Raw genomic sequence first — 15,211 nt, 5'->3', positions numbered from 1 at the left:
TCTTCGTATTTCTTCACAACTGTTTCATAGCACCACGTACCTGATGTTGTTACTATCCAGTTTATTCATCGAAAACGCAGATTTTATCGCGCCGCGCAGAGTATCCTGCTGGCAGATACAGTGAAACAGATAGATCAGAGTTGCCATCACGGGGGATTAATGAGCACGGGAAGCACACTTTTTCAGTTACGCCGTCTGGCGGCGCTTTCACTGGTAGGTTTTTGGCTGGCAGGCTGCAGCTCCAGCGACAACTCACAGGCACCCATCAGTCGCGTTGGCGATAATGGCGGCATGAACACTAACCAGTCTGGAGCAGACACGAGTTCAGGCGGCGTTCCTGCCACGCCAGCCCAGGGACAAATGTTAAGCAAAAATTCAGCATCTGCCCCCGCTAATGGTGGAATGATTAGTACCAACAGCAATGTTGAGACGCAGAATGGCCGGATTGTTTACAATCGCAGTTATCAGAACATTCCTAAAGGTAGCTACTCCGGTGAAACTTATACCGTTAAGCGTGGCGACACATTGTTTTACATCGCCTGGATTACCGGCAACGATTTCCGTGATTTAGCCCAGCGCAACAATGTTCCTGCGCCATATGGCCTGAATGTCGGCCAGACTCTGCAGATTGGCAATGGGTCGGGTCAGCCGATTACTGGCGGCAATCCCATTACCGTTGCTGATGCAACGCAGGGCGGCGTTCCGGCGGCGCCACAAATTAAATCGCCTGCTGTTGCACAGCAACCTGTTATTACGTATTCTGATGATTCAGGTAATTCGGGTGGCAGCAAAATGTTGCCTTCGAATGGAGCAAATGTTGCAACGACAACAGCTCCAGTCGTTACCGCACCCCCAACGGTTAGCAGTACAACCAACAGTTCAACGCCGGTCGGAAGCTGGCGCTGGCCGACTGACGGGAAGATCATCGATAACTTCTCTGCCGCCGAAGGTGGCAATAAAGGTATCGATATCGCCGGGACGCGCGGACAATCTGTGGTCGCCACTGCTTCAGGACGAGTGGTTTACGCAGGTAACGCACTCCGGGGTTACGGTAATTTAATCATCATTAAACACAACGATGATTACCTGAGTGCCTACGCCCACAACGATACAATGCTGGTCCGGGAACAACAGGAAGTTAAGGCGGGGCAAAAGATCGCTACCATGGGTAGCACCGGAACCAGTTCAGTCAGATTACACTTTGAAATTCGTTACAAGGGGAAATCCGTAAACCCGTTGCGTTATTTACCGCAGCGATAATCCGGCAGAACAAAACAGGTTTATGTTCTGCCCTGGAATCACGGGTAGGAGCCGCTTATGAGCCAGAATACGCTGAAAGTAAACGAGTTACATGAGAACGCGGAATTCGATGAGAACGGAGCTGAAATTTTTGATGAGAAGGCACTCGTTGAAAATGAAGCCAGTGATAGCGACGTAGCGGAAGAAGAGTTGCTATCACAGGGTGCGACGCAACGTGTGTTAGATGCGACGCAGCTCTATCTCGGGGAGATTGGCTATTCTCCGTTGTTAACGGCAGAGGAAGAAGTCTTCTTCGCTCGCCGTGCATTGCGGGGTGATATCCCTTCCCGTCGCCGTATGATCGAAAGTAACTTACGCCTGGTGGTGAAAATCGCTCGTCGTTACAGCAATCGTGGTTTAGCCCTGCTGGACCTGATTGAAGAAGGTAACCTCGGCCTGATTCGCGCCGTAGAGAAATTTGACCCGGAGCGCGGGTTCCGTTTCTCAACGTACGCCACCTGGTGGATTCGTCAGACCATTGAACGGGCGATCATGAATCAAACCCGTACCATCCGTCTGCCGATTCACATTGTGAAAGAACTGAATGTTTATCTGCGTACTGCGCGTGAACTTTCCCACAAGCTCGACCATGAGCCGAGTGCGGAAGAGATCGCAGAGCAGCTTGATAAACCGGTTGATGACGTAAGCCGCATGTTACGTCTCAACGAACGCATTACCTCGGTTGATACGCCATTAGGCGGTGATTCTGAAAAAGCGCTGCTGGATATTCTGGCCGATGAAAAAGACAACGGCCCGGAAGACACCACGCAGGACGATGATATGAAACAAAGCATCGTTAAATGGCTGTTCGAACTGAACGCCAAGCAGCGTGAAGTGCTGGCACGTCGTTTCGGCCTGTTGGGCTATGAAGCGGCAACACTTGAGGATGTGGGTCGTGAAATCGGCTTAACCCGCGAGCGTGTACGCCAGATTCAGGTTGAAGGTTTACGCCGTCTGCGTGAAATCCTGCAGGCGCAGGGCCTCAGCATTGAAGCACTGTTTCGTGAATAATCGTTAACAGTAAATCTGAGTTTGAATGCGAAAAGCGATGGTGAAAACCATCGCTTTTTTTATGTCTGCAGAAAAGTGATTTGCGGGCGAGCAAGCATCGCACCGCGCATTAACGCGGTGCGATGTACGGGATGTAATATCAGACCAGCGATTTAAGACGATAAATCCAGTCGAGTGCCTGACGCGGTGTCAGCGTATCCGGATCCAGCGCCTCAAGCGCCTCCATGGCAGGCGAGGTCTCTTCAACCAGCAGCGGTAGCTGAGAGCCATCGACCGTCGATGACGCGGAGTGGTTTGAAACGGTCTCAAGTTCCTTCAGCTTATTGCGTGCCCGCTTAATCACCTCTTTGGGTACGCCGGCCAGCGCCGCCACCGCCAGACCATAGCTCTTACTGGCCGCGCCCTCCTGGACGCTGTGCATAAAGGCGATCGTGTCGCCATGCTCAACGGCATCCAGATGGACATTAACCACGCCTTCCATTTTTTCCGGCAGGGTTGTCAGCTCGAAATAATGGGTGGCAAACAGCGTCATCGCCTTGATACGGTTCGCCAGGTTTTCGGCGCAGGCCCAGGCGAGCGATAAACCGTCGTAGGTGGATGTTCCGCGTCCAATCTCATCCATCAGCACCAGGCTGTTTTCGGTGGCGTTGTGCAGGATGTTAGCGGTTTCGGTCATCTCAACCATAAAGGTCGAGCGCCCGGAGGCGAGATCGTCAGCGGCACCGACACGGGTAAAGATGCGATCCAGCGGGCCAATCAGCGTCTCATCGGCAGGAACAAAACTGCCAATCCATGCCATCAGCGCAATCAGTGCTGCCTGGCGCATATAGGTACTTTTACCGCCCATGTTGGGGCCGGTAATAATCAGCATTCTGCGCTGGGGTGCCAGTGACAGTGGATTGGCAATAAACGGCTCTTTCAGAACCTGTTCCACCACCGGATGGCGTCCGCCGCTGATTTTAATCCCGGCTTTATCCTGCAATACCGGGCGGCAATAGTTCAGGGACCAGGCACGTTCTGCCAGGTTGCTTAACACATCCAGCTCTGCCAGCGCGGCGGCACTCAACTGCAGCGCTTCAAGATGCGGCAGCAACTGATCGAACAGCGCCTCATACAGGCTTTTTTCCAGCGACAGCGCTTTACCCTTGGAGGTGAGTACTTTGTCTTCGTACTCTTTCAGCTCCGGAATGATATAGCGTTCAGCATTTTTCAGGGTCTGACGACGGACATAGTGCATCGGTACCTGATGGCTCTGTCCGCGGCTCACCTGAATGTAATAACCATGCACGCCGTTAAAGCCGACCTTCAGGGTATCCAGTCCCAGCTTCTCGCGTTCGCGGATCTCCAGCCGGTCTAGATAGTCGGTTGCGCCATCTGCCAGTGCGCGCCACTCATCCAGCTCCGCGTTGTAGCCGGGCGCAATGACTCCGCCGTCGCGGATCAGCACCGGCGGTGACTCAATCACCGCCTGTTCCAGCAGCTCACGTAACGCAGTGAACTCGCCCATCTGCGTGCGCAGCTTCTGCAACTGGGGCGCCTCAACATCGGCCAGCAGCTGGTTAAGTTCCGGCAGTTGCTGAAACGCATGACGCATGCGAGCCAGATCGCGCGGACGTGCGGTGCGCAGGGCCAGGCGAGCCAGGATTCGCTCCAGATCGCCGACCTGACGCAGCACCGGTTGCAGCACGTCGCTGAGATTTTGCAGCTCAGCAATCGACTCCTGACGCTGGTTAATGATGCGCGCATCGCGCAGCGGCATATGCAGCCAGCGTTTCAGCATCCGGCTACCCATCGGGGTGACCGTTTTATCCAGCACCGCCGCTAAGGTGTTGTCGGTGCCGCCTGCCAGGTTCTGGGTGATCTCCAGATTACGGCGGGTGGCCGCATCCATGATGATGCTGTCCTGCTGCCGCTCCATGCTCAGCGAGCGGATGTGGGGCAGCGTGGTGCGCTGGGTATCTTTAACATACTGCAGCAGGCAGCCCGCCGCGCTCAGTCCGAGGTGCGCATTCTCCACGCCGAAGCCATTGAGATCGCGGGTGCCGAACTGCAGGTTCAGCTGCTGGCGCGCGGTGTCGATCTCAAACTCCCACAGCGGACGGCGTCGCAGGCCGCGTCGCTGATCGATTAGCGACATCGCATGAAAATCTTCGGGGTAGAGCAGCTCCGCCGGATTGGTACGCTGCAGCTCTGCCGCCATGGTTTCAGCATCGGCAGGTTCGCTGAGGCGAAAACGGCCTGAGCTGATATCCAGCGTGGCGTAGCCAAAACCGCGCGGGCTTTGCACAATCGCCGCCAGCAGATTGTCGTGCCGCTCCTGCAACAGCGCCTCATCACTGATGGTACCTGGGGTAACGATGCGCACCACTTTGCGTTCGACCGGGCCTTTGCTCAGCGCCGGATCGCCTATCTGCTCGCAGATGGCAACGGATTCGCCCAACTGCACCAGTTTAGCCAGGTAACCTTCAACCGCATGATAGGGCACACCCGCCATCGGGATCGGTTCGCCCGCTGACGCACCGCGCTTGGTGAGTGAAATCTCCAGCAGCTGCGAGGCACGTTTTGCGTCGTCATAAAACAGCTCGTAGAAGTCACCCATACGGTAAAACAGCAGAATGTCAGGATGCTCCGCCTTGAGACGCAGGTACTGCTGCATCATTGGCGTATGGGTTGAAAAGTCCTTATCTGTAGACTCTTTCATATTGAATTAACTCATTTTTATGGCTTTAGAAGTACTCAAGTGGCCCCATTTGAAACCCTGATAAATCCATCTAAATCCGAAAATTTGTATGCCAGATGTATTCTAGCTACTATCGAGAATACAACATGGCTCTTCTGGTATACATGAGGCAACAACAGTGAAGATGACTCTGAATCAATCAATAATTATCAATAAGTTATCGATAGAAACCAAACCTGAGTTAGATTCAGACGGACGAGTTGTGTATGTGCCTAACATTTCTGGTAAGCCGTATCTTATCACTGACAGCCACCGTGATTCACCCGTAGGCTTTGGTGTAAAGATCAGTGCAACAAAGAAGACCTATATCATCCAGAGAAGAGTATCAGGAGGGGACAGAAGTCCTTCAGAGGGCAAGTCACCTTCACAGGTAATCAGAGCGACGATAGGTAATGTATCGGATTTTGCATCGATTGATCAGGCTCGTGAAGTTGCGAGAACCTACGCACAATCGATGAAATCTACTAAAAGAAACCCAAATACAGTTAAACGAGAAGCTGATATCGCAGAGCTAACTCTCAGTGAGATTTTTGCTCAATATCGTCAGCACCTCTTAGGACGAAGCAAACCAGCAAAACCAAATTCGATCCGGGTGCTTGATAAAGCTGAACAGAAGCTTAAAGAGTGGGAGCGGTATAGAGTCCGTGACCTCACAGGAAGCCTCATTCTCAAGAAGTTTGATGAGATAGCCTCAAAGACCAGAACGACGGCCGAGCAGACTTTCAGATGGGCAAATGTGGCAGTTCAACATTCTATCGATGTAGAAGCGATGAATGCACAGAGCCAGCAACGACTGCCTGTTCTCACTTACAACCCATTCACTGTGCTCAGAGTGCAAAAGAAATACCGTAGTCGCTCTGAACTGGAAGAAAGCTATCAATCAAAAGGTGTGAGAAATCCGCTTTCCACAAAAGATACATTGGGTAAATTTCTTGATGCACTACATAACAAAAGAAGCTTCAACCGCCTTGGTTGCGATTACCTTCTACTAACGGTGTTACTGGGAGCGAGAAAGGAAGAAACGGCTTCGCTCTGCTGGAGAGAAGAGCTATCGGCAGAAGAAGCAAAGTCTACAAGCTATGTCGATTTGGCTAATAGGAAAATTTTCTTCTTTGATACCAAGAACAGGACGAATCATGAGCTTCCCATCTGTGATGCTGTCAGATGTTTGTTAGAGCAAAGAAGGGATATCGTTTTTGATAAGGAAGTAAAAGCGAGTCGCAGAAAATGGGTGTTTCCAGCACGATCACCTCGAAGCAAAAGCGGGCACTATAGTGATAGTAAAACACTTAGGGAATACCTATGTGCAGAAGCCGGAATCGCTAAGTTAGGCACTCATGACCTGAGAAGAACCTTTGGCAGGATCGCTGAAGAGATTGGCTCCTATGCTGTTGTAAAGAAGCTTCTGAATCACCGTAACACAACCGATCCTACCGAGAGGTATGCTGAACCGGACAAAAACCGAGTATTTGAGGCACTACAGCGGATTGAGCTACATATACTGATGACTGCGCCAAGTTTATATAATAATTTACTGGCTTCAGCAAAATACCCACCAATACTTGAATATTCTGGGAAGCAAGCATGAGTGCTATTGAAACCTTGAGAGAGATGTCAGAGGTCTGGAGTTTGTTTGGTGACATGCCGGATGATGCCACCATTGGTGTGGACTTAGCGGCACTGTATTTAGGAGTAAGTGTTAAAACCCTTGCTCGTTATCGCCAGAATGGTGATGGGCCACCCTATGTGCAGTATCAATCCTCTGAAAGCAAAGCCAGAAATCAGAGAGTAAATTATTTACTTGGCGATCTTCGTGCTTGGAGAAACAATCATAGAGTAAGTAGCACCATACAAGCTGCTCAGGTTAGGGGGTTAACCTTTTCTACTTTATCTGACTTAACAAAACCACAGCCATTCTGGATTTTCAAATCACAGATAGTTATAGGTCACGCTTTATGTATCGAAGACGACTTTTTCAAAGATTTTCTTATCAGCAATGACTATCAAATCATCTGGATATGTGTCAACGATGTATTATTAGAAAAATGGTCTTTTACCGAGGAAAGAAAAAAATGGCATTCGGTTTTGGTTTATGTATTGAACCGAACCATATTAAACTCAGTTGCTCAACAAGAAAAACATGATTTGAATCAGGCTCTAAAGACCGTTAATAAATATTCATGATTTGGTATCATACGCAAGGGTGTTTTTAATAGATTATATTATATAAATCTTCACGAATTCTAAGACATATGATGCCTAAAACAGGCAACGAACCCAGTTGCCTGTTTTAAATTCATTCGCTATCAATAAGTTGTGATATTACTATCGAAAGCGAGTATACAAATAGTACAACCAGCAATGCTAACAACCCAAAGAATAAAACAAGGTTATCTTGAATTGCACTTATAATCTGCCCAGTTTTGCCATAATAAGTTTGACCAAACGATAGTTTGGCGACCTGATCAGTAGTTCCAATCTTTATGTCACTAACATCAAACTTATCATTCTTAGTCCAAACCCATATTAAATACCTACCTCCTTGTCTTATTGAGGGGATTTTTAAGCTGGATACAAGCGTGTCGTTATTAGAATAGTTATCGTTATCATCTCTTGTACTTAATAGCACTTTTTCAGGATAATCCACATAAACATCTTTAGCAATAACACCACCAGTATTTGTAATATCAATAAAATATTGCTTCTTATATTCGAAAATACTTTTTTCGAATGGAGGTGAGAACTGTGTAGACATTAAACTAATTATTTTATTTGTTAAAATGTCTTTTTCAATAGAGCTTCCATTAATTACAATCTCATCTATTGAATCATGAATTTTCTCATAACTAATTAAATTGTGGAATTTTACGATTTTTTCAATATATTGTGTAGGGATGTTAAAAGCGTTTTCATCAATCTTAACATTTAAATTAGGTGACGGTTTATTTAGGTCGCGAACGAAACCGCCAAAGGTTGCTAGTCCTGACAAAATTGCCACAATAAAACCTATTTTGGGGAGCATTGTGCGAAAACTCATATAACCTCAAATGGATGTCAATAAATGATAATTACAATGATACTAAAAAAACACATATTATGTAAACTTATTTGTTAATTTCTTGTTAATGAGTATTTAAGGAGGGGGTTGACAATAACATAAAAAGAGTTAAAACAAATAATATTCTTTAATGAAGAAGATTCTGAAAATGCAATATTTATAAGGTTTTTAAACAGCAATATTGCAAAATACTTTACGATAATATTGGAGATATCAGATATAACAAGGGATGGAGTAACGAAAAGTCAGTATAAGGTAAATAGAATATACCTTCTATCTACCTTATACATAAATGCAATAAATGATTTAGATCCACTTGATATTACTGATTTTTTTAAGTAAAAGACAATAATTTCTTTGCAATATACTTATAGGTCATTTTCTATGTAGGTTATACATATACCTATTTTGCAAGATTTTTTAGACAAAACTGGAACTGAAATAATGTAAATAAAATAAGGAGACATATGGATAGAATAGTAACTAATACAATAAAAATGGATACAGGGGAGAGATGTTGCATAATCACTGATAAAGTTTCAAAAGTGCCACTTTATTATCCGTGTTTATATATATCATCAGAATTAAGAAAGAAGAACGAATCTATTTCAACTATTGAGCTACATTCAGCGAGTATAGCTTTGTTTTACAGGTTTTTAAATTTTAAGAAGATAGATATAGAGGCAAGGATCAGAGCAGCAGAGTTTCTTAATCTTCAAGAGATTGATGGACTAAAAGAATTTATAACTAAGAGAATGAAAAAAGAGAAGGTTGCAAGTCTTGATAGTGGGTGCAGGGTTAATAGTAATACTCAGTACTTCAGATTAACAGCAATTATTAAATATCTTGAATGGTTATGTGACTTCTTCACAGTGAGTTATAAAAGAGATCACAAACTTATCGAAAAGTTCATTGCGAAATTGAAAAGTCATAGACCTAAGATCAGATTCAGGAAACAAGATTCAGCAAAAGATAGAAACCTCAATCAAAATCAAATTAATATTTTGTTTGAGATTTTGAAAATAGGTTCAGAAATGAATCCATTTAATTCTGATGTTCAAAGGCGAAATAGACTAATGATACTGATTCTTTATAACTTGGGATTGAGGGCAGGAGAGCTACTAAACATCAAAATCGAAGATATTGATATAGGTTCTCAGACAATTTTTATAAACAGAAGAGCTGATGATCCTCATGACTCAAGGATTAAACAACCGCTCGTTAAAACATTAAGTAGAAAGTTGTCTATATCTGATGACTTAAGTCAGGAAATTTCCAATTATATTAAAGTCGAAAGAAGAAAGCACAGAATGAAAAAGGATAATGGTTATCTTTTTATTTGTCATAAAAAGGGAAATACGGTTGGAGAACCATTATCTATTCAGGCATATCATAAAATCATTAATGCCTTAAGAATATCTTGCCCCGAACTTTGCAAAATGACAGGGCATAAATTAAGACACACCTGGAATTATGAATTTTCTTCAAAGATGGACCGCATGGAGAGTCCACCTAATCAATATGAGCAAGAACAAATGAGGTCTTTACTCATGGGCTGGAAAGAGGGTTCGGGGACTGCTTCTACTTATAACAGAAGATTCACCGAAAACAAGGCCGCAGAGTTAGCTCTGAATATGCAGAAAGATATGATCAATAGAGGAGGTGTATAATGTTAAAAGTATATGTTAATAGTGAAGATAATGAGAGCGCTTATGAAGCTAAAACCAAAGGTTATTACTTTTCCCTAAATGATGAGGCATGGAGGCTAAGCCGAAATGTGACGGTAAATGTTAAAATGGTCAAGGATGTAATTGATAAAGAATTAATGGAAGGATACTTAAAGGTGCTTAAATATCTGGCTTGTGAGTTAAGTCCTGCTTCAGTTAAAGTAATAAATAATAATTTCAGGAGGTTTATTGCAATTGTAGATCCAAAGCGAGTTGATGAGTTTTCCCTTGTGAAGTTTAGAGGATCTGATGGCAAGAATAATAATATTATGTCATCGGTAAGGATACTCATAAAAAAATGGTATGAATTGGGCTACTCTGGAATAGATGAAGATGCATATGATTTCTTGTGTAAATTGATAATCCCTGACAATAAAAAAGGAGAAGTTGTAAGAAGAAGAGATCAAGTTAAAGGCCCATTTACTGATATCGAATTACAATCTTTTCTTGAAGCTTGCTATAGAGCATATGACAAGGGGAACATAGATATTACACAATTAGCAATGGCTTTGCTGATAAGCGCAACTGGAAGAAGGCCACTACAGATTTCACAGATGAAGGTATCTGATATAAGAAGGTTAAAAGTAAATGAGAATAGCTATTCTTATGTCATTAGCATTCCAAGGATAAAACAAGGCTTGGGATTCAGGGAAGCTTACAGAAATTTTCAAGTGACAAAAGAATTATACGATTTACTCCGTAAGCAGTGTGATTTGAGCCTTGAGCAAACTCGTAGCATACTTAAAAGAGAGCTAACTAACAAAGAGATTGAAAATACACCGCTATTTATATCAATGCAAAAGTTAGAAAGCTTCAAAATCAATAAGGAATTGAGAGAGATATTTGTATCGGATAAAGCTCACGAATACTCTGTAAAGATAAATAATACACTTAGTTTTATTGCTGAAACAGAAAATGTTATTTCGGAAAGAACTTATGAAAGATTAAATGTAAACCCTCGACGATTTCGTTATACGGTAGGCACAAGAGCTGCGAGAGAAGGTGCCAGCGAATTAGTTATTGCAGAACTATTAGATCACTCTACAACTAAATATACGGGTGTATACGTTGAATTTAATGCTGATCATGTTGCAAGAATTGATGAAGCAGTGGGAAATCAAATGCAAAAATATGCTGGTTTTTTCCAAGGTAAAATTCAGGGTGATGACTCAATAAAGAAAAATGAATTAGCAGTAAGGGATTTATCAGGTGATGTCACTGGAGCATGTGGTGGTTGTAAATCATGTCAGGCTAATGTTCCAGTCCCTTGTTATACCTGCCATCACTTTCGCCCATTTATTAATGCACCACATATTGAACTACGAAATCATTTATTAAAAAAAAGAGAAAGAATCATGACTGATACTAATGATGAGACTATGAGTAAAACATTAGACAGAACAATAATGGCTGTCGAAGAAGTAGTAAAAAAATGTGAGGTTTTAAAATTACAAAGGAGCAATAGATATGAATGAAAGTGATATAGTTAATTTGAGGAATAAAGCAGAAATCTTAGCAGAGAAAAATCTTAACGAATTTATTCTGAATTGCAAAGAACAACTAAGTGGCAATCTACTTGATAACAACTGGGAGAGTAATCATTGGAAGAAAATATTTAAATTTTCTAAATTTAAGATGAAGAATGTTAAGTTGGACTCGTTCAGTAAAGCAGAAGATCTTGATTCATCTTACATTGGATTTTGCAAATCATATGTAGCTTATATTTTTTGCTCTAATCTTAAAGGATTTGATAAACTAACTTTTCCAATTGTGCTCAGGGTGATTGAAAAGAATTTATTATTTGTTACTGGGTCTGGGGATATAAAATCACTAAACCCAGTCATTCTCGATGAGTGCTTGTCCGACATTAATGAAAACTACACTAAAGGAGTTGCATATAGTTATGGTAAATTTATGGAGAGATTGGTTGCTTTCCTGAATGAGAAAGAATTCCTTAATTGTGGATTAATGAAGTGGAGTAGTTACATCAGACCACCTGAATCAAGGCTGTCGATCTCTGATAATGCAGACAATGCCAGATTAGCGAAACTGCCTAATGAAAAAGCATTACGAGCAATTGGTGAGATCTTTTCTATGCATGATTATGACCTTCACGAAAGAGACCTGTTTGTTACTTCAGTGTTTGCATTGCTGATGTGCGCACCCAGTCGTATAACTGAAATATTATCACTTAGAGCTGATTGTGAAATTGTTGAAAAGAACAGGGAAGGAAAGGAATGCTATGGCCTGAGATTCTATTCATTGAAAGGTTTTGGGGAAAACATTAAGTGGATACCTGAAATTATGGTTCCTACTGCCAGACTTGCAATTAAGAGATTGTTAAAGTTATCTGAAAATTCAAGAGTAAGAAGTAAGATGCTTGAGGAAGAGATGAAAAAACAAGGAGGCGGAGAAATCTGGTTTGATAAGGAAAAGGATGTTCGCTTCAGTAATGCTCTTTGTGCTCTATTCGATAATCAGCTCAGCATGAAACGTCAAACTGGTAATGATTTGTTTAAGATAACAAATACCTTCTTCTCCAAAGAGTTAGGCTATTCAAAAATCAGTAAGCATAAGAATCTTTTCGAAAGGCATGGTTATCACGATGAGGATAATAACCCATTATTTCTCAGAACTCATCAAGCAAGACATTTACTCAACACTCTCGCCCAGAGAGGAGGCCTTGGAGAACTGGACATAGCAAAGTGGTCAGGAAGAGTATCAGTCACACAAAACAGAGTTTACAACCACATCACTGAAGATGAAATGATTGAAAAAGTGAAAGCTTTGGGGATTAATCAAAATAACATAATTCCCTGCGATAGTGAGATGAATGAGAACTTTGAAATTTCAACTATTCATGAATTAAAAAATAAGTTAGAGCATGGTGCTGTTCATACTACAGAGTATGGATATTGTGTACATGATTATACTTTTGCTCCCTGTAGCAAATACTTTGATTGTATCAACTGTAGTGAGCAGGTATGTGTCAAAGGTGAGAAGCAGAAACTCGAAAGGCTCAGGTCCTTACTTGATACGACCGAAGACCTCGTTGATAAGGCTAAAGAAGCTATCAGTGAAGAGGAACTTGGAGCTGACAAGTGGTATCAGCATCAAACCAAGACACTTGAAAGAGTGAAGGGGATTGTTGCATTGATGGAAAATCCCGAACTACCTGATGGTTCACTTATAAGAACACATGGTGACGGTTTTTCACACTTGTCTCGTATTTTAGAAATGAAGAAGGATGACAAGATAACTAACAAGGAGAACAATAATGGCCAAACACTTAACTAATAAAGATCTACAAATAATTATAAATTCTATAGCAGGATGGCAGAGTTTGAGGCAAGGGAAATTTACCTGGGAAAACCTTTGTGACTCTCTTACAGAGCTTCTGGGTAAGAGACCGACAAGACAATCGCTTAGTCAGCATAAAGAGATAGTAAGGGCTTTTGAACTTCAAAAGAAAAACATAAAATCTGGAGTATCCGAAGTTAAAAGACCTGCAAATCTTAACATTGCTTCACAGCAGATAAAAAATTTGCAATTAAAGAATGAATCGCTCAAAGAAGAAGTTAGGGTTTTAAAACAACAGTTCATAATATGGCAGTTTAATGCTTACAAACATGGTATTAAAGAACATCAATTAAATGCCCCACTGATGCCAGTTGATAGAGAAAAATCTCATAAAGAGTAATGTTATTAAGGTGAGAAAAGTTGATTTTAAAATAGAATACGTTATAAATAATATGTCACGGATGACAAACTAGCAAGGATGCTTACTATGAATGGATTACAAAGATATTTGCCAGATCAGAGGTTTTTGATTTTACTTAATAGGTTTATAATTAGGTATGATGAGTCTCAGTGTAACAAAGAAAAGATTGTGAAAGATGCCTACCTTTTCTGTGTAGGATATTTTTTGAAGTATCATCAGGACTATGAAAATCCTCATTTGAAAGGGCCGAGTAATATTATTGCTGTTCTCTCATCTGCATTGCTTAGCCCTAATTTTCATACAATACCTGATACAGTTAGTTTGGAAAGAGTTCTTTATTATTATAGATTCATTGTTGAATATATAATATGGAATGATCACGATGTTGAAAAAATATTTAAGCAACAGAAAGTTAGTTTTGAACAACACTCATTTTCGATGAAAGAAAAATCAACAAAAAGTAAACTAAGGCAAATTTAAATGTTAAGGACCGTAATTACAGAAATAAAATTACGATCCTTTTTTTTAGGTTGGGTTATTCCACTGAATAATTTTACTTTTGTCGAAGACGAAACATGATTGCATCTTTTTATCGAGGTTAGTTAAGGTGTTCTCATCAAAATCCTTGTCGAATATTGAAAATTTTCTTGCTTCCTTATATGTTTTTTTGATATCGACTGGGCAAACCAGGCTTATATTTTTGTATGAAAAAAAGGTGACGCCTTTAATAGTATAATTGTTATTTGCGACATTTTTTTGTATATCCCATTTTGGATAATTAAAAATTTCCACAGGGTAATCATTAGAGTTGATTGTATAGTTATGTTCTCTAAAGTCGGTCACTCCTGATAATTTCATTGAAATGTCTATTATCATTATGGGGATTGGTTTAATTACAAAAGATATCGGAATTAATAATAGAAGAGATATTCCAATCGATAAACATGATCTCTTAAACGATGAGGGTATTTCTTTTTTTCGAAGAAATAATGTTGCCGGGATCTGCGACATAATTATAATAGCTAATGAAACAAGAACTACACTTGCAAGACTTTCAGGAGATGAATCATCATTAATTTTAATTAAAGGGATAAATAAGGATAGGGCAGTCATAGGGGTAATAGCTATCACTCCAATTAACAACGAAGTGAATAATAAATACCATTTATATTTATATAAAGCTACTCTGTTATATAAAACACCACCTTTTAAAAACTTTCTATTAAAGAAATACAAGCAAAATAAATTCACTAGAGTCGCTATTGCGAATAAGGTCCATGTGTTTTTTGAAGTTAGTTCAAATAATGAATAAAATGCTATGAAAAAAATCGCTGTTGTTGTGAGTATAGATGTTATTAATATCGCTTTGCTCGAATATTCTATTGTTTCAGGGTAACGTTCACTCTTGTAAAATTTGTTGTTGAAGGACAGGATCATTAATGCGGATGGAGTATAAAATAAAAGCATGAATAATATTATCGACATGATCAAAAAAAAGGCGATGATATCAAACGTTTTTTCACTTTCAAAAACCAAAGAAAAGACATCGAGACGGCCTAATCTGTTTAGATATATCCAAAGACTTGATGCCCCTAAACAGTAAATGATTCCAGCTAAAGGAACTAAACTTAATAATTTCATTACTATCGGAGAAT

At 41.4% G+C, this 15,211-nt stretch carries 12 protein-coding genes; 10 read left to right on the top strand and 2 right to left on the bottom strand.

What is annotated here, in order from left to right:
• Positions 1–159: 159 nt before the first annotated feature.
• Both nlpD and rpoS read left to right on the top strand, forming a co-directional pair.
• Positions 160–1,260: a murein hydrolase activator NlpD gene (gene nlpD, locus AC6I8B_RS15365; protein WP_182500768.1), complete on the top strand. Its 1,101-nt coding sequence runs from the start codon at positions 160–162 to the stop codon at positions 1,258–1,260.
• A gap of 57 nt (positions 1,261–1,317) precedes the next feature.
• On the top strand, positions 1,318–2,310 hold the full coding sequence (gene rpoS / locus AC6I8B_RS15360; RefSeq protein ID WP_003849090.1) for an RNA polymerase sigma factor RpoS: 993 nt from the start codon (positions 1,318–1,320) through the stop codon (positions 2,308–2,310).
• A 139-nt stretch (positions 2,311–2,449) separates the two neighbouring features.
• Here the strand turns inward: rpoS and mutS are convergent, their stop codons facing one another.
• On the bottom strand, positions 2,450–5,011 hold the full coding sequence (mutS, locus tag AC6I8B_RS15355; protein ID WP_497817513.1) for a DNA mismatch repair protein MutS: 2,562 nt from the start codon (positions 5,009–5,011) through the stop codon (positions 2,450–2,452).
• 157 nt (positions 5,012–5,168) lie between these two features.
• Between mutS and AC6I8B_RS15350 the strand changes: the two genes are divergently transcribed.
• Both AC6I8B_RS15350 and AC6I8B_RS15345 read left to right on the top strand, forming a co-directional pair.
• Complete coding sequence (locus tag AC6I8B_RS15350) at positions 5,169–6,638, top strand: tyrosine-type recombinase/integrase (RefSeq protein ID WP_497817512.1); 1,470 nt, start codon at positions 5,169–5,171, stop codon at positions 6,636–6,638.
• Positions 6,635–7,234, top strand: a complete 600-nt coding sequence (locus AC6I8B_RS15345) for a hypothetical protein (RefSeq protein ID WP_497817511.1) — start codon at positions 6,635–6,637, stop codon at positions 7,232–7,234. Before AC6I8B_RS15350 ends, AC6I8B_RS15345 begins: the two co-directional genes overlap by 4 nt.
• A gap of 112 nt (positions 7,235–7,346) precedes the next feature.
• Here the strand turns inward: AC6I8B_RS15345 and AC6I8B_RS15340 are convergent, their stop codons facing one another.
• Entirely contained in the window at positions 7,347–8,087 is a 741-nt protein-coding gene (locus AC6I8B_RS15340) for a hypothetical protein (protein ID WP_497817510.1), read from the bottom strand.
• A 488-nt stretch (positions 8,088–8,575) separates the two neighbouring features.
• Here AC6I8B_RS15340 and AC6I8B_RS15335 point away from each other — a divergent pair, with 488 nt between their 5' ends.
• From AC6I8B_RS15335 to AC6I8B_RS15310, 6 genes are all read left to right on the top strand, one after another.
• Entirely contained in the window at positions 8,576–9,778 is a 1,203-nt protein-coding gene (locus AC6I8B_RS15335) for a tyrosine-type recombinase/integrase (RefSeq protein WP_497817509.1), read from the top strand.
• Positions 9,778–11,310 carry a site-specific integrase gene (locus AC6I8B_RS15330; protein ID WP_497817508.1) on the top strand — a complete coding sequence of 511 codons (1,533 nt, stop codon included), beginning with the start codon at positions 9,778–9,780 and terminating at the stop codon, positions 11,308–11,310. The genes AC6I8B_RS15335 and AC6I8B_RS15330 overlap by 1 nt, the downstream gene beginning before the upstream one ends.
• Positions 11,303–13,132, top strand: coding sequence for an integrase (locus AC6I8B_RS15325; RefSeq protein WP_497817507.1), 1,830 nt, complete (start codon positions 11,303–11,305; stop codon positions 13,130–13,132). The genes AC6I8B_RS15330 and AC6I8B_RS15325 overlap by 8 nt, the downstream gene beginning before the upstream one ends.
• Positions 13,113–13,535 carry a hypothetical protein gene (locus AC6I8B_RS15320; protein WP_497817506.1) on the top strand — a complete coding sequence of 141 codons (423 nt, stop codon included), beginning with the start codon at positions 13,113–13,115 and terminating at the stop codon, positions 13,533–13,535. The genes AC6I8B_RS15325 and AC6I8B_RS15320 overlap by 20 nt, the downstream gene beginning before the upstream one ends.
• Positions 13,536–13,622: 87 nt before the next feature.
• Entirely contained in the window at positions 13,623–14,036 is a 414-nt protein-coding gene (locus AC6I8B_RS15315; protein ID WP_497817505.1) for a hypothetical protein, read from the top strand.
• Between the two features lie 382 nt (positions 14,037–14,418).
• Complete coding sequence (locus tag AC6I8B_RS15310; protein WP_497817504.1) at positions 14,419–14,868, top strand: hypothetical protein; 450 nt, start codon at positions 14,419–14,421, stop codon at positions 14,866–14,868.
• Positions 14,869–15,211 lie beyond the last annotated feature (343 nt).

Source organism: Pantoea sp. X-Soil-ISGK-285, assembly GCF_059730815.1.
This window is presented reverse-complemented; position numbering and strand designations above follow the sequence as displayed.